Raw genomic sequence first — 21,648 nt, 5'->3', positions numbered from 1 at the left:
CGCCCTTACCTCTCAACGGCACGCGACGGCGTGCCTGGAGCCTGTTATGTCCCAGTCTGTTTATAGCTTTTTTTATATCGCCATCGACACCGAAGCGGGCGTCACCGCTGAACAGTTTGAAACCTTCGTGCGCGAAAAAGGCGTGCATCTCCCCTGCTATCCCGGCTGGCGCTGGACGCTGTTTCGCGGTCTGCGCGGCGAGCGCGTCGATCAATACCTGATGCTGTTTGAAATGAAAGATGCGGCACAGCGCGCGCGCTTTATGCAGGATGACGGTGAACTTACCGCCGAGGCAGAGCACTTCTGGCATCTGCATCCTGACGCGGACGCGCTGCTCAGCGAGTGGCGCCAGCTGGCGACCTTCGCGCGGCGCCCGACAATTTTCACCCATTTCGATCTGCTGGCAGAGAATCCTCACAGTACGCTGCCGGGTGGCCCGCGCTTTGATGCCCGCAGCGGCACCGCGCGCATTCTCGGTACTCACTATCTGGCGCTGCGACCGGGCGTGCAGCCGCAGGAATTTGAGCAATTCATCGCGCAGAATGCCGCGCGTATCGTTGATTATCCCGGCTGGAAGTTTCATCTGCTGAAAGGCCACAGCGGCAACCGGCTGGACGGCTATGTGGTGATGATGGAGATTGAGAGTGAAGCGGCGCTGAATGTGTTTTATCCGCAGCCTGATATCGCCACCGCCAGCGCGGCTGACTTTGCGCGCACGCACCGGGATACCAAACAGATGTATGAAGAGTGGAAGCAGCTGGCGTCCTTTTCCGGTTCGCCGCAGCTGTATACCGATTATCTCGCCGTGGCGGAATGTGGCATGCTGAAGTGAGTGCTGGCGGCGCGTTCTGCTTACGGCTGTAACGCGCCGCCGGTTTTCTCCGTTACGACTGGTAGTAATACACCGCTTCAAAAGGCCGCAGGTGCGTCAATGCCCCAGGCGGCGATGCCTCACTGTAATTACTCATCAGTACCTGCCAGTTGCCTTCAACTTCCGGCAGCAGCAGTGGCTGCGCGCTGTGACTCAGGTTCGCCACCACCAGCAGGCTTTCACGCGGCGAATTGCGACGATAACACCAGATGTGTGACGCTTCCGGTGCCAGATCCTGATAATCGCCCTCGGTGAAGATAGCGTAACGCTTACGCAGCCGAATCAGCGTTTGGTAGCCATAGAACACCGAGTTGCTGTCGAGCAGCGCGTTAGCCGCGTTGATCAGTGTAGAGTTATCCGCCACGCCTATCCACGGCTCACCCCGCGTGAAGCCGGCATTGGCGCTGCTGTCCCACAGCATCGGCGAGCGGCTGTTATCGCGCGATTTGCTGGCCAGAATCGCCAGGATTGCCGCCTCCGGCTTGCCCTGCGCCAGCCACGCAGCGTGGATGTTGTGGCTCTCGATGTCCTGATACTGCTCAATGCAGGTAAAATGAGGGTTGGTCATCCCCAGCTCTTCGCCCTGATAGATATAGGGCGTGCCCTGCATGCCGTGCAGCAGCATCGCAAAGCATTTTGCCGAGGCGATGCGCAGCGCACCTTCATCACCAAAGCGCGTGACGATACGCGGCTGATCGTGGTTACACCAGAACAGCGCATTCCACGCCACGTCGTGCATCCCGCGCTGCCACTCCGCAAAAATTGCCTTGAGCTGAACGAAGTCCGGGGCCGCCAGCGTCCATTTGTCGCCCTGGGGATAATCCACCTTGAGATGATGGAAGTTAAAGGTCATCGACAGCTCGTTTTGCGCCAGCGAAGCATAGCGCTGGCAGTTGGCCAGCGTGGTCGAGGACATTTCTCCCACCGTCATCAGCCCGCGCGGCGTGAACACATCGCGGTTGAACTCCTGCAGGTAGTCATGGATGCGCGGGCCATCGGTATAGAACCGCCGCCCGTCATGGCCGGGCAGATCGTCGCTAAAATCCTGGTGCTTCGACACCAGGTTGATCACATCAAGCCGCAATCCATCGACGCCTCGATCCGCCCAGAAGTGGCACACCTGCTTTAACGCCTCGCGCACCGCCGGGTTTTCCCAGTTGAGATCGGCCTGTTCCGGCGCGTACAGATGCAGATAGTATTGCTGACGCCGTTCGTTCCACGCCCAGGCGCTGCCGCCAAACTTAGACTGCCAGTTGTTGGGTGGCGTGCCGGGCACCCCGTCGCGCCAGATATAGAAATCGACGTACGGCTGTTCACCGGCTTCGGCACGCTTAAACCAGGCGTGCTCGGTCGAGGTGTGGTTGAACACCATATCCAGCACCATGCGCATACCGCGCCGGTGCGTCTCCGCCAGCAGGTGGTCAAAGTCGGCCATGGTGCCATAGGCGGGATCGATGGCGGTGTAATCCGCCACGTCGTAACCGTTATCGATCTGCGGCGACACATAGATCGGCGTCAGCCACAGCGCATCGACGCCCAGCTGCTGCAGATAATCCAGCCGCTGGATCACGCCGTTGAGATCGCCGGTGCCGCGCGCCCCGCTGTCCTGAAAACTTTTAGGATAGATTTGGTAGATCACCGCCTGGCGCCACCAGGGATATTCAGCGTGCCTGTTCATGTTGCACCTCGGCCTGGCTGATGATGGCGGTTGCCGCTTTTCGTTTGGTGATGATGATGGTCAGCAGCAGCGGAACCAGAATCGCCACCAGAATCGCCAGCGAGTAAACCGTCCAGTACTGTGGCTGAATCGAGAGGATGCCCGGCAAGCCGCCCACGCCGATGCCGTTGGCCATCACGCCGTTGAGGCCGCACAGCAGCGCCGCCAGCGCAGAGCCAATCATGGCGCACAGCATGGGGTAGCGGTACTTGAGGTTGACGCCGTACATCGCCGGCTCCGTTACGCCGAGCCACGCCGAAATAGCGGCCGGCACGGTGAGGTCGCGTTCAGCACGATCTTTGTTAGCGATAATGATGCCGACCACCGCAGCACCCTGTGCAATATTGGACAGCGCAATCAGCGGCCACACCGGCGTGCCGCCCATGCTCTGAATCATCTGCAGATCAACCGCCAGCGTGGTCTGATGCACGCCGGTGATCACCATCGGCGCATACAGGAAGCCAAACAGCGCGGCACCAATCGGCGCGAAGCTGCCGGTCATCAGATGACGCACCGCGAAGGCGATGCCGTCGCCGATCAGACGGCCAAACGGACCAATCAGGCTGTGGGCGAGGAAAACCGACAGCAGCAGCGCACACACAGGCACCACCACCAGCGTCAGATAGGCGGGCACGATACGTTTTAACGCCAGTTCGATTTTCGCCAGCGCCAGCCCGGCCAGCAGCGCCGGGATCACCTGCGCCTGATAGCCGACCCGATCAATGCTGAACCAGCCGAAGTTCCACACTTCCGGCACCTGGCTGCCAATCAGATACGCATTCATCAGCTGCGGTGAAACCAGCGTAATGCCCAGCACAATCCCCAGGATTGGCGTACCGCCCAGCTTGCGCACCACCGACCAGCAAATCCCCACCGGCAAATAGAAGAAGATCGCTTCACCGATCAGCCAGAGGAAATCGTACAGCCCTTTCACACCGGGATAGAGCTGCACCAGGGTTTTATCATCCGCCACGGCAATATCGCCCAGCACGTTACGGAAACCGAGAATTAAACCGCCGCTAATTAAAGCCGGTAATAACGGGAAAAATATCTCAGCAAAATGGGATAATAATGCCTCGTGCCATTTCATCTGGCTGCGCGCCTCAGATTTAATCTGCTCTTTAGAGGTCTCACTAATATTTAGTGCCTCTACTAACGCTTTATAATAAGTGTCAACTTCGGTTCCAATAATTACCTGAAACTGTCCGGCAGAGTTAAAGCATCCTTTAACGCCGGGCGTGGCGCGGATGGCCACCGGATCGGCTTTGTCGACATCCTGCAGCACAAAGCGCAGGCGGGTAATACAGTGCGAAAGTGACAGAATATTTTCCCGACCGCCCACGCGGTCAATGAGATCGTTAATGATCTCGCGACTGATGGTTTTCATTATCATCCCTTATTTCCATGCCGGAATCGGCAGTGGACGATAATACGCCGCTGCTTTTAATTTTAACCATAGCAAAACGAGGGAATTAGTTGGCGATCACAAAAATATTTACGCAATACATCGCAGGAAAATTAACTTAACAATAATTATTTAACCTGATAACTAAATTTGCGCCATTTAAATATAAATTCGGGACATTTCGTATTGTTGAATATTTATTTAAACGGTAGCGCGGTGGCAGCGCAAATTTCGCCACCGCGCAATAATGCGTCAGACGATGCGGTGGCGCAGACGACCAATCTTCTCAATTTCCACTTCGATCTCATCGCCAGGGAACATAAACAGCGGTGGCGTACGCTTTTTCCCCACGCCGCCTGGTGAGCCGGTGATGATGACATCGCCCGGTGACAGCGGACTAAACGCCGAGATGTATTCAATGATCTTCGCCACCGGATGCACCATGCTGGCCGTGGTATCGTTCTGCACTTCGCGCTGATTCAGCCAGGTTTTGATCGCCAGCTGCTGCGGGTCCGGGATGTCGTCGGCGGTGGTCATCCACGGGCCAAAGCCGCCGGTTTGCTGCCAGTTTTTGCCTGCGGTAAACCAGGTGAACTGCATGTCGCGCACCGTGGCATCCATAAAGCAGCTGTAGCCCGCCACATGCTGTAGCGCATCGGCGGCTTTTACCTGATAAGCCGCCTTGCCGATGATCACCGCCAGCTCGCCTTCGTAATCAAATTCAGCCGTGGTCGCCGGTTTAAGCAGGGGCTGCTCGTGTGCTGCCAGCGAATCGGCAAAGCGCACGAACAGCGTCGGTGCGTCGAGCGTGGCGGCAAACTCCTGGCGCTTGTCGGCATAGTTCATACCAACGCAGAAGACTTTGCCTGGGTTTTCCACCACCGGCAGGAAGCGAATCGCGCTGAAGGCATAGTCCACCGGCTCGCTCAGGTACCCCTGCAGGTCACTCAGGCCACCGCGCTGCAGCAGGGTTTTCAAATCCGGACAGCTGTCGCCCAGCCGCGCACCGAGATCGATCACGCCGTCGGGTTGCACGATGCCATAACTTTTTCTTGCCTGGTCAATAAGAGAAAAACTGCACAGCTGCATGATGGCCTCAATGTTATAGAGAATTTGCGCGCAGGTTATCAAAAGCCAGACGGAAAAGCGGTATGACCTGAGGGTAAAGTAATTAATGTTTGTGAGTTTTGGTGACAGAGGTGCGCAGAGGGGAACGGCGCCGGGTGATAACCACAGGTCGATCCCTGACCGCGATTATCGAGGGTTTCTGGCGGAGCGCTTAGTTTAAGGCACCCGGCGGTACGTGTTTGAAGGTCTCAACATAAGAGCGAAACACGGAGCGGAAAAAACGTTTCATGGTGCACCTGATACAAAAATTGTTGAAGAATTACGCGAAAATTATAACGCCCGCGCATTTTTCACGCAATTATTTTTGAACCAGATCACAATAACGCGCCCACCCCATCGTGCAAGTCGTTAACGGAACAGCCCTAAGTGCTCAATCAGGATGGTGCAGCCAATGCTGATCAGTACCACGCCGCCCAGCACTTCCGCCCATTTGCCCATTACCGGACCGATAAAGCGGCCGACCAGCACACCGGTGGTCGCCATGATGGTGGTAGCCGCACCGATGGTGAGCGCGGTGAGCACAATATTAACCTGCAGGAACGCGAGGCCAACTCCCACCGCCAGCGCATCGAGGCTGGTCGCTACCGCCGTCAGCGCCAGTACCATAAAGCCGTGGCGCTGCGGCGCTTCGCACGGCTCGTCGGCCGTCTGACGGAAGCCTTCCATGATCATTCGTCCGCCAAGAATGCCCAGCAGACCAAATGCCACCCAGTGATCCCACGCCATAATGTAGTGGCTGGCGGCCAGCCCGATGGCCCACCCCACCAGCGGCGTCAGCATTTCAATGACGCCAAAAATCAGCCCTGTGCGTAATGCTTCTTTGAAACCCGGACGATACAGCGACGCGCCTTTGCCCAGTGCTGCAGCGAAAGCGTCCATCGACATACCAAAGGCCAGAATCAGGGTTGCGATAAATGTCATGGTTTTCAGTCAATGCGGTGAAATAAGACGATTAAGCCTGCACTTTGTCCGCATATCGGGTTCAGTAATGAAAAAGTGCGCGCAGTCTAGCACGCCAACCCGCCAAAAAAAAGACAACAAAATCATGGGTTTAAGTATAGCAAAGGCTATAACTCTTAACTGCCGCTATTTCTGCAGCTAAGTAGATGGAATAGAAGAAATTTCTTAGCGTACGCTGCTGCGGGGATTGCACCGCGCCGCGGTTTTATGCGCTAATGCCCGCGCTAACTGATTTTGGAATGATGCGATGAAAAACCCATTTGAAACGCTGATCATCCCGGGCGGCATTCTGCTGCTGGGCTTTCTTTCGGCGCTACTGCTGCCCGCCCCTTCGTTTGGCGTGGCGCTGGCAAAACAGCTGCAGCAGGCTCTGCATCTGCAGGATGTGAATCAGCTGTACACCATGGTGTTCTGCGTCTGGTTTTTGCTGCTGGGTACCGTTGAGTTTTTCATTATCCGCTTCGTCTGGCGCCGCTGGTTCCAGCTGCGCTGAACGGTGTACGTGATGCATTTTTCTTCTGACGGGCACCTGACACGGTGCCCAAATAAAAAGCCACATAAATGTAACATTATTTTTACACGAGCTGGCGAAACATCAGGCAACATAAAATCCGCATAAAAAATCAATTTCGCTAAAACCTATCTTTTTCAATGCGTTAATTTGTGATCCAGCTCACCGTGTGAAATCAACCCTCTCCATTTCCCTCACACTGCCGCAACAACTACGTTACTATAACCGCCTGATTAGGGGATAAAAATCCCTTATGACAGCGCCGTCGGGCTGATTAATTCTTATGCTGAATCATTTCTGCATTTAAAAAATAAACAAACGTTTAATTCCGATACGAGAATGTTATATTCGAATGCATATGCATAACGTGCAGTTAACCGTTATCACACCTATGGCTTAAACCTGAGTCTTAACCTTTGAGAAATAGCGCAACGCGCTTGCAAAAAGCGTGGCTGTTTCGCCTGCGAACCTGTTGAGCTTCAGGGCAACAGAGAGGAGATGTCGCCTCATGAGCAACACTGCGGTAAATCTGGCGCTAGCCGCCGCTGGCATGGAAAGCACACACCTTCAGGAACGAAAAGACGTAGATGTCCTGCTGATCGGCGCAGGCGTGATGAGTGCTACCTTAGGCACCTGGCTGCAGGATCTCGAGCCAGACTGGTCGATTGAGATGGTCGAGCGGCTGGATGATGTCGCGGTCGAATCCTCTAACGGCTGGAACAATGCCGGCACCGGCCACGCGGCGCTGGCCGAGCTGAACTATACGCCCGAAAGAGCGGATGGCAGCATCGACATTGCCAAAGCGGTGGCTATTAACGAATCCTTCCAGATTTCCCGCCAGTTCTGGGCGTATCACGTACAGAAAGGCAACCTGAGTAATCCACAAAGCTTTATTCACAGCACGCCGCACATGAGTTTTGTCTGGGGCGAGGCCAACGTGGCTTTCCTGCGCAAGCGCTTCCAGGCACTGCATAAAAGCACCCTGTTCCGCGGTATGAACTATTCCGAAGATCGTGACCAGATCGCTGAGTGGATTCCGCTGGTGATGAACGGGCGTGACCGCAAGCAGAAAGTGGCGGCCACCTGGACCGACATGGGCACCGACGTTAACTTCGGTGAAGTGACGCGCCAGCTGATTGCCGCGCTGGAGAAGAAAGAGAATTTCCGCCTGCGTCTGCGTCAGGAAGTACGCGATATCAAGCGCCTGAGCGATGGGCGCTGGCAGGTAAGCCTGCACAACCTCGCCAGCGGTGAGTCGCGGGTGCTGACCGCGCGCCAGCTGTTTATCGGTGCCGGCGGTGCGGCGCTGCCGCTGCTGCAAAAAACCGGCATCCCGGAAGTAAAAGGCTACGCCGGTTTCCCGGTGGGCGGCTCGTTCCTCGTCACGGAAAACCCGGACGTGGTGGCGCAGCACATGGCGAAGGTGTACGGCAAAGCCAGCGTGGGCGCACCGCCGATGTCGGTCCCGCACGTTGATACCCGCGTACTGGATGGCAAGCAGGTGCTGCTGTTTGGCCCGTTTGCGACCTTCTCCACTAAATTCCTCAAGCAGGGCTCGCTACTGGATATGTTCGGCGCGATGAACAGCAGTAACCTGCTGCCGATGATGCAGGTTGGGCTGAAAAGCTTCGATCTGGTGAAATATCTGGTCGATCAGGTGCTGCAGAGCGATGACGATCGTATGGAAGCGCTGCGCGCTTATGTGCCGCAGGCAAAACAGGAAGACTGGAAGCTGGTCACGGCCGGTCAGCGCGTGCAAATCATCAAAAATGATGAGAAAGAGGGCGGCGTGCTGCGTCTCGGTACCGAAGTGGTCACCTCGGCCGACGGCTCGATCTCTGCGCTGCTGGGCGCGTCACCGGGCGCCTCCACCGCAGCACCGATTATGCTGGAGCTGATGGCGAAAGTGTTCCCGGAGCAGATGCGCTCGCCCGAGTGGCAAACTAAAATCCGCGCGGTAATCCCGTCGTGGGGCCGCAAGCTGAACGGCGACGTGGCGCTGACCGAGAAGGTGCTGGCCGAAACCAGTCGCGTGCTGCAGCTGGATTACGCACCGGTCATCACGCCGGAAGCCGCGAACGACGAAGGTCGTGAAACCGCCCATGTGGTGGGCAAATAAGCGGCGACGCCTGTCCCTTCACCGGTAAATACAGACCTGACTGAGGCCGCAATCGCGGCCTCTTTTTTTGATTACGGTGTCGCCCTTTGGATGACGCAATCCCTGACGGTTCAGCCTGGGATTTATTCACCAGGAAGCGCGCGTTTGTTAGCGGCACAATACATTGCACATTGCGCGATAAATCGCGCCGCTACATCAGGGTGCGTCGTACGGCTTCGTTAACTGACCAGCCCCCCATATGGTGCCCCTGCTTACCGCGCCATCTAACGCCGTAGCATCAGCTCAATAGCAGCGCGTCATACAGCATCCAGCCGGTGGTTGCCACCAGCGACAGCGCCATTAGCGTGTTGAACGCCTGACGTTTCCACGCAATCTGCAGGTGATGGCGCAGCCGGTCGCCCAGCGCTGCCCAGATTAAAATGCACGGCAGGTTGAGGGCGGCAAAGCCGAGCAGCACCGCCAGCACACCGTTGCTGTTGGCATACATCAGCGCCACGTTGGTGACCATCAGCCAGGCTTTGGGATTCACCGCCTGGAAACACACGCCGCCCAGCAGGGTCATCGGACGCGGACGTTCGCGCAGCTGCGGCGCACCGGCGCGGAAGATTTTCCACGACAGCCACAGCAAATAGCTGCATCCCACCACCGTCAGCGGCAACCGCACAGACGCCATCCAGTGCAATAGCAGCTCCAGCGCCACGCTCGCCAGCAGCATCTGTAACGCACAGCCGAGCAGGATGCCAAACAGCATCGGCAGCGTGCGCCGGAAGCCAAAATTGACGCCGGACGTGGCCAGTAACAGATTGTTCGGACCCGGTGTAATCGACATCACCGTAACGTAGCTAAAGAAGGATGGATCGAGCATGGTACGTTTCCCTGAGAATCAACGAAACACCATGCTAATGCGCATATTACGATGGCAACAGAGACACAAAATCACTATTGTGATGGATACAGTTAAGGCAATTTTAAATTGTACCTATTGCGCGTGGAGGCTTTTGTGTCCCTTCCTCTCTCATCCGGCCAGACGCTGTACCAGCAGCTGGCGGACAGTTTTGCCGAATCTATCCATCAGGGCACGCTGAAGCCGGGTAAGCGCCTGCCGGCTATCCGGCGCGTGGCACAGTCGCACCAGGTCAGCATCAATACCGTGCTAAGTGCCTGGCATATCCTTGAAGATCGCGGCCTGATAGAAGCCCGTCCGCAGTCGGGCTACTACGTGCGTGGCGTGCTGCCCGCGGTGACGCGACCGCTCAGGCCAATGAGCGCCAGCGTTAATGACCCCAGCACGCAAAAACTGGAACTGATCGAGCAGGTGTTCGCCGCGCAGAATCACCCCGACTACACCAATATTTCGCTGGCCTGCCCGCAGGATAGCGAACTGTTTCCGGCGGCGAAACTGGGACGCATTACCGCCTCCCTTATTCGCCGCGATAATGACATCATTGGTCGCTACGCGCTTCCGCCGGGTAGTGAGCGCTTACGGGAGGAGATTGCGCGCCGTAGCCTGCACACCGGCCTGAATCTGACTGTCGCGGACATCACCCTGACCCACGGCTGCATGGAGGCGCTGCAGCTGGCGCTGCGTGCGGTGACGAAGCCGGGCGACTGCGTCGGGCTGGAATCGCCGACCTACTTCTTTTTGTTCCCGCTGCTGGCCTCACTCGGGCTGAAGGCGCTGGAAATCCCCACCGATCCGCAAAACGGCCTGTCGCTGGACGCGCTGGAGATGCTGCTGCAGGAGCAGCGCATTCAGGCGCTGATCGCCATGCCGGGCGCGCAGAATCCGCTGGGCTACGTGATGCCGCTGGAAAATAAAAAGCGTCTCGCGAAGTTAGTGAATACTTACAACGTTCCACTGCTGGAAGATGGGCTGTATGACGAATTGCAGTTTGACTGGCCGCTGTCGCCACCGGTCAAAGCCTTTGACCGCGACGGCTGGGTGATTTACTGCACCAGCTTCACCAAAACCGTCGCGCCCGATTTTCGCGTGGGCTGGACGGCTGCCGGCCGCTTCCATCCGGTGATTGCGCGGCTGAAAGCGGTATCGTCGATGACCGAATCGAAACTGCTGAGCGAAACGCTGGCCGAATTCCTCGCCAGTGGCGGTTATGATCACCATCTGCGTTCGCTGCGGCGTCGCTATGCCGCCAATCTGGATGCGGCGCGCGGCATCATTGCCCGTCACTTCCCGCAGGGCACGCGCGCTACCCTGCCGCGCGGCGGCTTTGTATTTTGGGTCGAGCTGCCGGGCAAGGTTGACACGGTGGAGATGTTCCATCGCCTGTTGCAGGAGCAGATTTGCGTCACGCCGGGCGCGCTCTATTCACTGAGCGATCGCTATCGCCATGCGCTGCGTCTCTCCTGTTGCTATCCGTTTGATGAGCGTTACACCTGGGCACTGAAACGCACCGGCGCGCTGGCCTGTGAAATCACCGGTATCGCGCCGGGTCAGGATCAGGGCTTACCGTTGCGGCCCCAGGTAGTGTAACCCTCGCGTTCCGTCAGGCGCTCATAATAGGTTTGCACGGCAGGGAAGTCCGGATGGTCGAGCGGGGTTTCAAACCAGCGGTTCACCGCCAGGCCAACCGGAATATCGGCCAGGGTAAAGTTACGGCCCGCGACGTAGCGCCCGGTTTTTTCCAGCTGCTGATTAAGAATACCCATGGTGTGGCTCCAGCCCTTGATGGCGGCAGCCAGCAGGCGCGGATCCTGATGGGCTGGCGAATTGCGCACCAGCGACATAAAAGCATAGCGCCATGAGGTGTTGAGCTCGGTGGCCTGCCAGTCCATCCACTGATCGACCGGCGCACGCGCGCGCGGATTATCCGGGTAGAGCCATTCACCGCCGTTGCTGTTGGCGAGATAGCGCAGAATCGCGTTGGACTCCCACATCACGAAGTCATCTTCGATGATCACCGGCACCATGGCGTTGGGATTGAGCGCCATAAACTGCGGTGAGTGCAACGACTGCGGGTCTTCGCCCCACGGCTCGTGCTCCCAGGCAATATCCAGCTCTGAACAGAGCCACAGCACTTTACGAACGTTGATTGACGAGTTACGGCCCAGAATTTTTAACATAGCGGACTCCGCTGGCAGAATTGTTAATCTATTCATAGTCCTGTTAGACGCCTTAAGCAATCAGCAGGATGTAAATCCGGATTTCAGACAACCTCAATGAGGAAAGGAGCGAACATGCAGGTGGCGTTTAAACAAGTGGATGTGTTCTCCACAGGCGCGTTCAGCGGCAATCCGCTGGCGGTGATTATGGATGCCCGGGGTCTGAGCGACGCACAGCTGGCGGCCATCGCACGCTGGACCAATCTGTCGGAAACCACCTTCGTGCTGCCACCACAGGATGCCACAGCCGACTATCGTGTGCGCATTTTTACGCCCGGCGGCGAGCTGCCGTTTGCCGGACATCCCACGCTTGGCACCGCGCATGCCTTGCTGGAAGCTGGCTGGCCCCTGAAAACAGCGGGTAAGATTGTGCAGGAGTGCGGCGTGGGCCTGGTTGAGGTACAGATTGGCGCTGACGGTACGCTGGCCTTTGCCGCGCCGGACGCCAGCCTGACGCCGTTCAGCGATGCGCTGATGAGCAAAGCGCTGCACAGTGACGCGTTCGATCTCAGCCAGACGCCAGCCGTGGCGGATATGGGGATTCGCTGGCTGTTGATTCCGATGAGCAGCGCGCAGGCGGTGCTGGAGGTGGTCACCCAGGCGGACGATTTACTGCGGCTGCAGCAGCATGCGGGCGTGAACGGCATCGCCCTGTTTGGCCCGCTGCCGCAGGATGCAGAGGCGCAGTACGAGGTGCGCGCGCTGCTGGTCGAGAACGGTAGCCTGGTCGAAGATCCGGTCACCGGCAGCGCCAACGCCTGTCTGGCACGCTATCTGGCGGCGCAGGGCCAGCGGCAGGATTATTGCGCGCGTCAGGGCAGCGCCATCCAGCGTGCCGGTCGCATTGTGGTGCGTTTTGCCGGTGAGACAATCTGGATCGGCGGGCAAACCCTCACCCTGATTGATGGCACGATTGAGGTGTAAAACGGGCGCTGCTCCGTTCGTTGACACGATTCGGTCGCAGCGCGATGTTTTTACAGTGCCTGACCGCCGGAGGCCTCGATACGCTGGGCGGTAATCCAGCCGGTTTCGTCGCTCAGGATCGCGCTAATGGCATCACCGATGTCATCCGGCAGACCAACGCGGCCCAGCGCGGTCACTGAAGCGATATGCGCGTTCAGATCTTTCGTGTCGCGCACGCGACCGCCGCCAAAGTCGGTTTCAATCGCCCCCGGTGCCAGAATGTTGACGCGAATGCGGCGCTCGCCCAGCTCTTTCGCCTGATAGCGCGTCAGCACTTCCATCGCCCCTTTCATGGCGGCGTAAGTACCTGAACCCGGCAGCGTCATGCGCGTCAGACCGCTGGAAATGTTCAGGATGCGTCCACCATCGGCGATCAGCGGCAGCAGTTTCTGCGTCAGGAAATACGGCCCTTTAAAATGTACATTCACCAGCGCATCAAACTCATCTTCACTGGTTTCGGCCAGAAGCTTGTAATGACCGTGGCCAGCGTTGTTCACTAAATAATCAAAGCTATCGCGCTGCCAGGTCTCGTTCAGCGTTGCTTTAACCCGCGCCGCAAAGTCATCAAACTGTTTACTGTCGCCCACATCCAGCTGCAGCGCCACCGCACGCGCGCCCAGCGCCTCAATCTCCTTCACGACCGCCTGCGCTTCTTCAGCATGACCGCGCCAGGTAAACAGAATATCGACGCCCTTAGCCGCCAGTTTTAGCGCGCCATTCTTGCCCAGACCGCGGTTACCGCCGGTAATCAATGCAATTTTATGAGACATGTTTCGCTCCGGTTGGAAAATTGAACACGGATTAAGGATATTCGCGAATAATTGATCTATAAACGCAGGGGAATACACAGCACTGTTTCACTAACAACAACAATCGGTGAACAACATGGATAAAATTCACGCTATGCAGGTGTTTGTGCGGGTGGCAGAAATGGGCAGTTTTACCCGCGCGGCTGAGAGTCTGGGTTTACCCAAGGGCAGCGTTTCCCGCCAGCTGCAGGCGCTGGAAAATCAGATGGGCACACGCCTGCTGCATCGCACCACGCGCCGTGTGCATCTTACCCAGGATGGGCTGGTGTATTACGATCGCTGCCTGGATTTGCTGTCGATGCTGGATGATATGGACAGCCTGTTCCAGCACGATCCTGCCACGCTGAGCGGTAAGCTGCGCGTCGATATGTCGGTGGCGATGGCGACCGGCTTTATCCTGCCGCGCCTGCCGGAGTTTTTGCAGCACTATCCGGGCGTGGAGATTGAGCTGAGCAGCAGCGATCGCCAGGTTGATGTGATTCGCGAAGGCTTTGATTGCGTGTTGCGCGTTGGCGAACTTAAAGATTCCGGCCTGATTGCGCGGAAAATTGGCTCATACGCCTTGATCAACTGCGCCAGCCCTGGCTACCTTTCCCGCTTCGGCATGCCGGTACGGCTGGACGATCTCGGCCAGCACGCCATGGTGCACTATACCCAACAGCTGGGGCAGCCCTCGCCGGGCTTTGAGTACTTTGATGGCAAACAGTGTCATTACGTGCAAACCGGCGGCGTGGTGACGGTTAACAGCACTGAGACCTATCGCGCCGCCTGTATTGCCGGGCTGGGCATTATTCAGGTACCGGCGATTGGCGTGCAGCCGCTGCTGGAATCCGGCCAGCTGGTCGAAGTGCTGCACCACTTCCCGGCCAAACCGATGCCGATTTCCCTGCTCTATCCTCACCGTCGCAACGTGGCGCGCCGCGTGCGGGTGTTTATGGAGTGGCTGAGTCAGGTGCTGCAGGAATACGTGACCTGAACGGGCAGGCTATAATTTTATTTTCGCTGTGAACAGGATGCAGAAGGTCTATGACGGACAAAACCACAAAAGCCTCAGCGGCTGAAGCTAAGCCGCTGATTGATATCAAAACTGGGAACAAAACGGTGGATGGCTCGATCAGGCGCGTCTCACGCTTTGCCGCCTGGTTTCAGGCGATCCCGGCAGTGGCGCACTTTTTGCGCGCGCTGGAGCGCTTTAACGATCGCCTCGGCAGCCAGTTTGGTGCGGCTATCACCTATTTTTCATTTCTTTCGCTGATACCGATTTTGATGGTCTCCTTTGCGGCGGTCGGCTTTGTGCTGGCGTCCAATCAGGACCTGCTTTCTGAGTTGATCAACAAAATCGTTAACAGCATCAGCGACCCGACGCTGGCCACCACGCTGAAAAATACCGTGAATACCGCGATTCAGCAGCGCGCGACCGTCGGCCTGACCGGTTTGCTGCTGGCGCTCTACTCCGGCATTAACTGGATGGGTAACCTGCGCGAAGCGGTGCGCGCCCAGTCGCGTGACGTATGGGAACGCACGCCGGATGACCAGGAAAAGTGGTGGAAGAAATATCTGCGCGACCTGGTTTCGCTGCTGGGTCTGATGCTGGCGCTGGTGATTACGCTGTCGCTGACCTCGATTGCCGGCGCAGCGCAGGCGGCGATCGTGAATGCGCTGGGGCTGGGCGATATCGAGTGGCTGCGGCCGGCGATGACCATCATCGCGCTGTCGATCTCCATCTTCGCCAACTATTTGCTGTTCCTGTGGATTTTCTGGATTCTGCCGCGCCACAAGCCACGCAAAAAAGCGCTGCTGCGCGGTACGCTGCTGGCGGCGATTGGGTTTGAGGTGATCAAGTTTGTCATGACGCTGACGCTGCCGAAGCTGGCGACGTCGCCCTCCGGTGCCGCCTTTGGATCGGTGCTGGGGCTGATGGCCTTCTTCTACTTTTTCGCGCGTCTGACGCTGTTCTGCGCCGCGTGGATCGCCACCGCAAAATACAAGGATGATCCCGAGATGTCGCAGCCGCATCACCCGGCGTAACGCGACAATTCAGTTACATTTGCCGCAACAGCAAAAAATGTTTCCTGCTGGCTACTAAAGCAGCAAAAACCAGCAGGAAACGCTGGAGGGTCACTTTTATTTGGCCCTTTTGCAGAGAATCACGCCAGAAAAGCCGCACTTCCCCTTCCCATCCGCCGCCGATTGCCGTAACTCAGAAATTATCCTCTTTTTCGCCGCCAAAGCCCGGTGTGACGCGGTTTTTCGTCATTGAATGCGGCAAAACAGGTGCGTAAGATTCTTTGTTTACATTTACAATTAAGAAACAGTTATGCAAGCCTCCATCTCCGAAACACCCGACCAACCACACGACGGCACACCGGTTAACTCACGCAGTAAAGTGGTAGTTGCCTCGCTGGTCGGCACTGCGATCGAATTCTTCGATTTCTATATCTATGCCACCGCCGCGGTAATTGTTTTTCCGCATATCTTCTTCCCGCAGGGTGACGCTACGGTTGCCACGCTGCAATCGCTGGCGACCTTCGCTATCGCTTTTGTTGCGCGCCCTATTGGCTCCGCGCTGTTTGGTCACTTTGGCGACCGCGTGGGCCGTAAAGCGACGCTGGTTGCCTCGCTGCTGACCATGGGCGTTTCTACCGTAGTGATCGGCCTGCTGCCGGGTTATCAGACCATTGGCGTGGCGGCACCGCTGCTGCTGGCGCTGGCGCGTTTTGGTCAGGGCCTGGGACTGGGCGGCGAATGGGGCGGCGCAGCGCTGCTGGCCACCGAGAACGCCCCGGCGAAGAAACGTGCGCTGTACGGCTCGTTCCCGCAGTTGGGCGCACCGATTGGCTTCTTCTTTGCCAACGGCACGTTCCTGCTGCTCTCGTGGCTGCTGACCGATGAGCAGTTCATGAACTGGGGCTGGCGCGTGCCGTTTGTGCTCTCTGCGGTGCTGGTGATTATCGGCCTGTATGTGCGCGTATCGCTGCATGAGAGCCCGGTGTTTGCCAAAGTGCAGAAAGAGAAGAAACAGGTGCGGATCCCTATCGGTACGCTGCTGAGCAAGCATATGACCGCGACCATTCTCGGCACGTTTATCATGCTGGCGACCTATACGCTGTTCTACATTATGACGGTGTATTCGATGAGCTACGGCACCGCGCCGGCGCCGGTCGGCCTCGGTTATTCGCGCAACAGCTTCCTGTGGATGCTGATGGTGGCGGTCATCGGTTTTGGCGTGATGGTGCCGATTGCCGGCCTGCTGGCGGACCGTTTTGGCCGTCGCAAAACGATGATCACCATTACGCTGATGATCATCGCTTTTGCGCTGATGTTCCCGCTGCTGCTCGGCTCCGGCTCGCAGATTCTGGTGATGGGCTTCCTGCTGCTCGGCCTGAGTATTATGGGTCTGACATTCGGCCCGATGGGCGCGCTGCTGCCAGAACTGTTCCCGACCGAAGTACGCTATACCGGCGCGTCGTTCTCTTACAACCTGTCGTCGATTCTTGGCGCCTCGGTGGCGCCTTATATTGCGACCTGGCTGAATGCGAACTACGGCTTGCAGGCAGTGGGCTTCTATCTGGCCTCCATGGCGGTGCTGACGCTGATCGCGCTGATTGCCTGTAAAGAGACGCGCCATCAGACGCTGTATGAAGCGGTGTGATTGATTGCGTGTTGACAGAACCCGGCTCCGGCCGGGTTTTTTATTGGCGGTGTGGGGATGGTGCGGTGTGTCCCTCACCCTGGCCTTCACCCCGGCCCTCACCCCGGCCCTCTCCCGTAAACGGGAGAGGGAGCGTCCGCGCGATGTTGATAGATAAGTGTAGAAACATCAGCCCGCACCGAACGGTTCCCTCTCCCGCCAGCGGGAGAGGGCTAGGGTGAGGGAAATAGTGAGAGAAACTCTTCTGCACTCAAACATAAGACATAAAAAAACCCCGGCAAGCCGGGGTTTGATTAGGCTGAAAACTGTGTCTCGCGTGCCTTAGCCGGCGACGGCGATGCGTTTCATGTCGGTCATATAGCCACGCAGTTTACGGCCAACGGCTTCGATTGGATGCTGGCAGATCGCTTCGTTCACGTCGCGCAGCTGCGCGTTATCCACCTGCGTGCCTTCCACCGCTTTACCCAGATCGCCAGGCTGCAGCGTGGTCATGAACTCTTTCAGCAGCGGAACGGCTGCGAAGGAGAACAGGTAGTTACCGTATTCTGCGGTATCGGAAATTACCACGTTCATTTCATACAGACGCTTACGGGCGATGGTGTTGGCAATCAGCGGCAGCTCGTGCAGCGATTCATAGTAAGCCGACTCTTCAATGATGCCCGCGTCAACCATGGTTTCGAATGCCAGCTCAACGCCCGCTTTCACCATCGCGACCATAACCACGCCTTTGTCGTAGTACTCCTGCTCGTCGATTTTGCCTTCGAACTGCGGGGCGTTTTCGAACGCGGTTTTACCGGTCTCTTCACGCCAGGTCAGCAGGTTTTTGTCGTCGTTCGCCCAGTCAGCCATCATACCGGAAGAGAATTCACCCGAGATGATGTCATCCATATGCTTCTGGAACAGCGGTGCCATGATGGTTTTCAGCTGCTCAGACAGCGCGTAAGCGCGGATTTTTGCCGGATTAGACAGACGATCCATCATCAGCGTGATGCCGCCAAACTTCAGCGATTCGGTGATGGTTTCCCAGCCGAACTGAATCAGTTTTTCGGTGTAAGCCGCGTCGTGACCTTCAGCCACCAGCTTGTCGAAGCACAACAGTGAACCGGCCTGCAGCATACCGCAAAGAATGGTCTGCTCGCCCATCAGGTCTGATTTGACTTCTGCCACGAAGGACGATTCCAGCACGCCTGCACGGTCGCCGCCGGTGGCTGCAGCCCAGGCTTTGGCAATCGCCATGCCTTCGCCTTTTGGATCGTTTTCCGGGTGAACAGCGATCAGCGTTGGAACGCCGAAGCCACGTTTGTACTCTTCACGCACTTCGGTACCCGGGCACTTCGGTGCCACCATCACCACGGTGATGTCTTTACGGATGGTCTCGCCCACTTCGACGATGTTGAAACCGTGAGAGTAACCCAGCGCGGCACCGTCTTTCATCAGCGGCTGAACGGCCTGCACAACGGCAGAGTGCTGCTTGTCTGGCGTCAGGTTAACTACCAGATCCGCCTGCGGGATCAGCTCTTCGTAAGTACCCACTTTAAAACCGTTTTCGGTGGCTTTACGGAACGACGCACGCTTCTCAGCGATGGCTTCAGCGCGCAGTGCGTAAGACACATCAAGGCCAGAGTCACGCATGTTCAGACCCTGGTTCAGGCCCTGCGCGCCGCAGCCGACGATGACCACTTTCTTACCTTTCAGGAAGCTAGCGCCATCCGCGAATTCATCGCGCGACATGAAGCGACATTTGCCTAACTGCGCTAACTGATTGCGCAGATTCAATGTGTTGAAGTAGTTAGCCATGGGTACTCCGCTCAGATGTTGTGTTTGCTTTTGTTCAGTAACGGCGCCGGATTTAGCGCCGCGAATGACCCCATCATATGACAGGAAATCTGTTGCTTAAATTGATATATTAACAACGTCACATTGCAGAATTTGCAACATCACGCTGAGGGCAAAACGCGCATGGATTTACGAGACCTGAAACTGTTTCTTCACCTGGCGGAAAGCTGCCACTTTGGCCGCACCGCGCGCGCCATGCACGTCAGCCCGTCGACATTATCACGCCAGATCCAGCGGCTGGAAGAGGATGTCGGACACGCGCTGTTCCTGCGCGACAACCGCACCGTGACGCTGACCGAAGCCGGCGAGCGGCTGCGTCAGTTCGCCCAGCAGACCCTGCTGCAGTATCAGCAGCTGCGCCATGTCATGGACCTGAACGGCCCGTCGCTGAGCGGCGAGCTGCGCCTGTTCTGCTCAGTAACCGCCGCCTACAGCCATCTGCCGCCGATTCTCGACCGCTTTCGCGCGGAGCATCCGCAGGTGGAAATTAAACTCACCACCGGCGACGCCGCCGATGCCATTGAAATGGTGCAGTCTGGCGAAGCAGATCTGGCCATCGCCGGCCGGCCGGAGTCGCTGCCCGCCAGTATCGATTTTACACCACTGGGTTTGATCCCGCTGGTGCTGATCGCCCCGGCGCTGCCCTGCCCGGTGCGCAGCCAGGCGACGCAGGAACAGCCGGACTGGTCGCAGATTCCCTTTATCCTGCCGGATCAGGGGCCGGCGCGGCGCGGTATTGATTTATGGTTTCGCCGCCACCGCATTGCCAACCCGCAGATTTACGCCACGGTGTCTGGCCATGAGGCGATTGTGTCGATGGTGGCGCTCGGCTGCGGCATCGCGCTGCTGCCGGATGTGGTGCTGGAAAACAGTCCGGAACCGGTGCGCAATCGCGTGCTGACGCTGGAGAATGTCGAGTCGGTGGCGCCGCTGGAGCTCGGCGTATGCGTACAAAAAAAGCGGCTCGGAGAGCCGCTGATCAATGCTTTCTGGCACCTGCTGTAGTTTAGCCGGCGAGGAAGAAGCGAAATGCCGGATTGCTGGCCTCGTCGTGCCACTCATAGCCGAGTGCGTTGAGGTGAGTGTCGAAATCCGGCTCTTTGTCGTTGATCTCGAACGCCGCCAGCACGCGACCAAAATCGGTGCCGTGGCTGCGATAGTGGAACAGCGAAATATTCCAGTGCGCGCCCAGCGTCTGCAGGAACTTCAGCAGCGCGCCCGGCGCTTCCGGGAATTCGAAGCTGAACAGCCGTTCACGCAGCGGTTTTGACGGGCGTCCGCCCACCATGTAGCGCACGTGCAGCTTCGCCATCTCATCATCCGACAAATCCACCACCTGATAGCCGCCTTCAGCCAGCTGGCTGATGATCTCGCTGCGCTCCTCAAGGCCGCGCGTTAAACGCACGCCAACAAAGATGCAGGCGTTGTCGGCATCGGCATAACGGTAGTTGAACTCGGTTACCGCGCGGCCGCCCAGCGTCTGGCAGAAACGCAGGAAGCTGCCCTGCTGCTCAGGGATGGTCACCGCCAGCAGCGCTTCACGCTGTTCACCCAGTTCACAGCGCTCGGAGACATAGCGCAGACCGTGGAAGTTAACGTTGGCGCCCGACAGCACGTGCGCCAGCCGCTCGCCTTTGATGTCGTGCTGCTGGATGTACTTCTTCATGCCCGCCAGCGCCAGCGCGCCGGAAGGCTCCGCCACCGCACGCACATCCTCGAACAGATCCTTCATCGCCGCGCAGATGGCATCGCTGTCCACGGTGATGATGTCGTCGAGGTATTCTTTACACAGGCGGAAGGTTTCGCTGCCGATACGCTTGACCGCCACGCCTTCGGCAAACAGCCCGACGCGCGGCAAATCCACCGGCTCGCCGGCATCAAGCGCCGCCTTCAGGCAGGCAGAATCCTGCGACTCAACCGCGATAACCTTGATTTGCGGCATCAGCTGTTTAATCAGTACCGCCACACCCGCCGCTAAGCCGCCGCCGCCTACCGGCACAAACACGCGATCGAGATGCGCATCCTGCTGCAACAGCTCCATCGCCAGCGTGCCCTGTCCGGCAATCACCGCCGGATGATCAAACGGCGGCACGAAGGTGTAACCCTGCTGCTCCGCCAGCTCAATCGCTTTGGCTTTTGCCTCGTCAAAGTTGGCGCCAAACAGGTAAGCCTCACCGCCAAACGCGCGCACTGCATCAACCTTGATGTCCGCCGTCGCCACTGGCATCACAATCAGTGACTTGATGCCGAGCGTGCTGGCCGAGAGCGCCACGCCCTGCGCGTGGTTGCCCGCCGAAGCAGTAACCACGCCGCGCGCTTTCTGCTCTTCCGTCAGGCCGGCGATCATGGCGTAAGCACCACGCAGCTTGAAGCTGTGCACCGGCTGGCGATCTTCGCGCTTCACCAGAATGGTGTTGCCAAGACGCGACGAAATTTTTTCCATTTTTTGCAGCGGCGTCACCTGGGCAATTTCGTACACAGGCGCACGCAGCACCGCGCGCAGATACTCCGCGCCATTGGGCGACGCGGAAAGCGGTTGAGACTCAGCCATCAGAGA

General features: G+C 57.8%; 19 protein-coding genes. 9 read left to right on the top strand and 10 right to left on the bottom strand.

Annotation, left to right across the window (positions count from 1 at the left end):
- Positions 1-46: 46 nt before the first annotated feature.
- Positions 47-832 (top strand): hypothetical protein, encoded by a 786-nt coding sequence (locus K7H94_RS00710; RefSeq protein ID WP_021507898.1) that lies wholly within the window; start codon positions 47-49, stop codon positions 830-832.
- Between the two features lie 52 nt (positions 833-884).
- Here the strand turns inward: K7H94_RS00710 and treC are convergent, their stop codons facing one another.
- The 5 genes from treC to mntP form a co-directional block, all read right to left on the bottom strand.
- The gene (gene treC, locus K7H94_RS00705) at positions 885-2,549 is read right to left on the bottom strand and encodes an alpha,alpha-phosphotrehalase (protein ID WP_222951498.1); all 1,665 of its coding nucleotides are present in this window, start codon (positions 2,547-2,549) and stop codon (positions 885-887) included.
- Positions 2,533-3,975, bottom strand: a complete 1,443-nt coding sequence (gene treB, locus K7H94_RS00700) for a PTS trehalose transporter subunit IIBC (protein ID WP_222951497.1) — start codon at positions 3,973-3,975, stop codon at positions 2,533-2,535. Before treB ends, treC begins: the two co-directional genes overlap by 17 nt.
- 270 nt (positions 3,976-4,245) lie before the next feature.
- A complete protein-coding gene (locus K7H94_RS00695) occupies positions 4,246-5,082 on the bottom strand; it encodes a fumarylacetoacetate hydrolase family protein (protein WP_222951496.1) in 837 nt (278 codons plus the stop codon).
- Between the two features lie 190 nt (positions 5,083-5,272).
- Positions 5,273-5,350, bottom strand: a complete 78-nt coding sequence (gene azuC, locus K7H94_RS23270) for a stress response protein AzuC (protein ID WP_125310475.1) — start codon at positions 5,348-5,350, stop codon at positions 5,273-5,275.
- A gap of 119 nt (positions 5,351-5,469) precedes the next feature.
- Positions 5,470-6,042: a manganese efflux pump MntP gene (mntP, locus tag K7H94_RS00685; protein WP_021507902.1), complete on the bottom strand. Its 573-nt coding sequence runs from the start codon at positions 6,040-6,042 to the stop codon at positions 5,470-5,472.
- Positions 6,043-6,328: 286 nt separating this feature from the next.
- Between mntP and K7H94_RS00680 the strand changes: the two genes are divergently transcribed.
- Positions 6,329-6,574, top strand: coding sequence for a DUF1158 domain-containing protein (locus K7H94_RS00680; protein ID WP_010615729.1), 246 nt, complete (start codon positions 6,329-6,331; stop codon positions 6,572-6,574).
- 526 nt (positions 6,575-7,100) lie between these two features.
- Positions 7,101-8,711, top strand: a complete 1,611-nt coding sequence (gene mqo, locus K7H94_RS00675) for a malate dehydrogenase (quinone) (RefSeq protein WP_222951495.1) — start codon at positions 7,101-7,103, stop codon at positions 8,709-8,711.
- 277 nt (positions 8,712-8,988) lie between these two features.
- Here the strand turns inward: mqo and K7H94_RS00670 are convergent, their stop codons facing one another.
- Entirely contained in the window at positions 8,989-9,576 is a 588-nt protein-coding gene (locus tag K7H94_RS00670; RefSeq protein ID WP_058759374.1) for a LysE family translocator, read from the bottom strand.
- Positions 9,577-9,711: 135 nt separating this feature from the next.
- Between K7H94_RS00670 and K7H94_RS00665 the strand changes: the two genes are divergently transcribed.
- Positions 9,712-11,202: an aminotransferase-like domain-containing protein gene (locus tag K7H94_RS00665; protein ID WP_222951494.1), complete on the top strand. Its 1,491-nt coding sequence runs from the start codon at positions 9,712-9,714 to the stop codon at positions 11,200-11,202.
- On the opposite strand, the gene K7H94_RS00660 is transcribed toward K7H94_RS00665, so the two are convergent.
- Complete coding sequence (locus K7H94_RS00660) at positions 11,169-11,792, bottom strand: glutathione S-transferase family protein (RefSeq protein ID WP_021507906.1); 624 nt, start codon at positions 11,790-11,792, stop codon at positions 11,169-11,171. The two genes, K7H94_RS00665 and K7H94_RS00660, sit on opposite strands and share 34 nt — an antisense overlap.
- 114 nt (positions 11,793-11,906) lie before the next feature.
- Between K7H94_RS00660 and K7H94_RS00655 the strand changes: the two genes are divergently transcribed.
- Positions 11,907-12,755 (top strand): PhzF family phenazine biosynthesis protein, encoded by an 849-nt coding sequence (locus K7H94_RS00655; protein WP_222951493.1) that lies wholly within the window; start codon positions 11,907-11,909, stop codon positions 12,753-12,755.
- Positions 12,756-12,805: 50 nt separating this feature from the next.
- On the opposite strand, the gene K7H94_RS00650 is transcribed toward K7H94_RS00655, so the two are convergent.
- Complete coding sequence (locus K7H94_RS00650; protein WP_222951492.1) at positions 12,806-13,564, bottom strand: SDR family NAD(P)-dependent oxidoreductase; 759 nt, start codon at positions 13,562-13,564, stop codon at positions 12,806-12,808.
- 115 nt (positions 13,565-13,679) lie between these two features.
- Between K7H94_RS00650 and K7H94_RS00645 the strand changes: the two genes are divergently transcribed.
- The 3 genes from K7H94_RS00645 to K7H94_RS00635 all read left to right on the top strand — a co-directional run bounded on the left by K7H94_RS00645 (position 13,680) and on the right by K7H94_RS00635 (position 17,255).
- Positions 13,680-14,579 carry a LysR family transcriptional regulator gene (locus K7H94_RS00645; protein WP_058775177.1) on the top strand — a complete coding sequence of 300 codons (900 nt, stop codon included), beginning with the start codon at positions 13,680-13,682 and terminating at the stop codon, positions 14,577-14,579.
- 50 nt (positions 14,580-14,629) lie between these two features.
- The gene (gene yhjD, locus K7H94_RS00640; RefSeq protein WP_021507910.1) at positions 14,630-15,631 is read left to right on the top strand and encodes an inner membrane protein YhjD; all 1,002 of its coding nucleotides are present in this window, start codon (positions 14,630-14,632) and stop codon (positions 15,629-15,631) included.
- Positions 15,632-15,920: 289 nt separating this feature from the next.
- Positions 15,921-17,255 carry an MFS transporter gene (locus K7H94_RS00635; protein ID WP_058770903.1) on the top strand — a complete coding sequence of 445 codons (1,335 nt, stop codon included), beginning with the start codon at positions 15,921-15,923 and terminating at the stop codon, positions 17,253-17,255.
- Positions 17,256-17,576: 321 nt separating this feature from the next.
- Here the strand turns inward: K7H94_RS00635 and ilvC are convergent, their stop codons facing one another.
- Entirely contained in the window at positions 17,577-19,052 is a 1,476-nt protein-coding gene (gene ilvC, locus K7H94_RS00630; RefSeq protein ID WP_222951491.1) for a ketol-acid reductoisomerase, read from the bottom strand.
- A 162-nt stretch (positions 19,053-19,214) separates the two neighbouring features.
- On the opposite strand from ilvC, the gene ilvY reads away from it, so the two are divergent.
- The gene (ilvY, locus tag K7H94_RS00625) at positions 19,215-20,096 is read left to right on the top strand and encodes an HTH-type transcriptional activator IlvY (RefSeq protein ID WP_021507913.1); all 882 of its coding nucleotides are present in this window, start codon (positions 19,215-19,217) and stop codon (positions 20,094-20,096) included.
- A gap of 1 nt (position 20,097) precedes the next feature.
- Here ilvY and ilvA read toward each other — a convergent pair whose 3' ends face one another.
- Positions 20,098-21,642 (bottom strand): threonine ammonia-lyase, biosynthetic, encoded by a 1,545-nt coding sequence (gene ilvA, locus K7H94_RS00620; RefSeq protein ID WP_058759907.1) that lies wholly within the window; start codon positions 21,640-21,642, stop codon positions 20,098-20,100.
- Positions 21,643-21,648: the final 6 nt, after the last annotated feature.

Origin of the sequence: Pantoea dispersa (assembly GCF_019890955.1) — a bacterium.
GTDB classification, from domain to species: Bacteria; Pseudomonadota; Gammaproteobacteria; order Enterobacterales; family Enterobacteriaceae; genus Pantoea; species Pantoea dispersa.
This window is presented reverse-complemented; position numbering and strand designations above follow the sequence as displayed.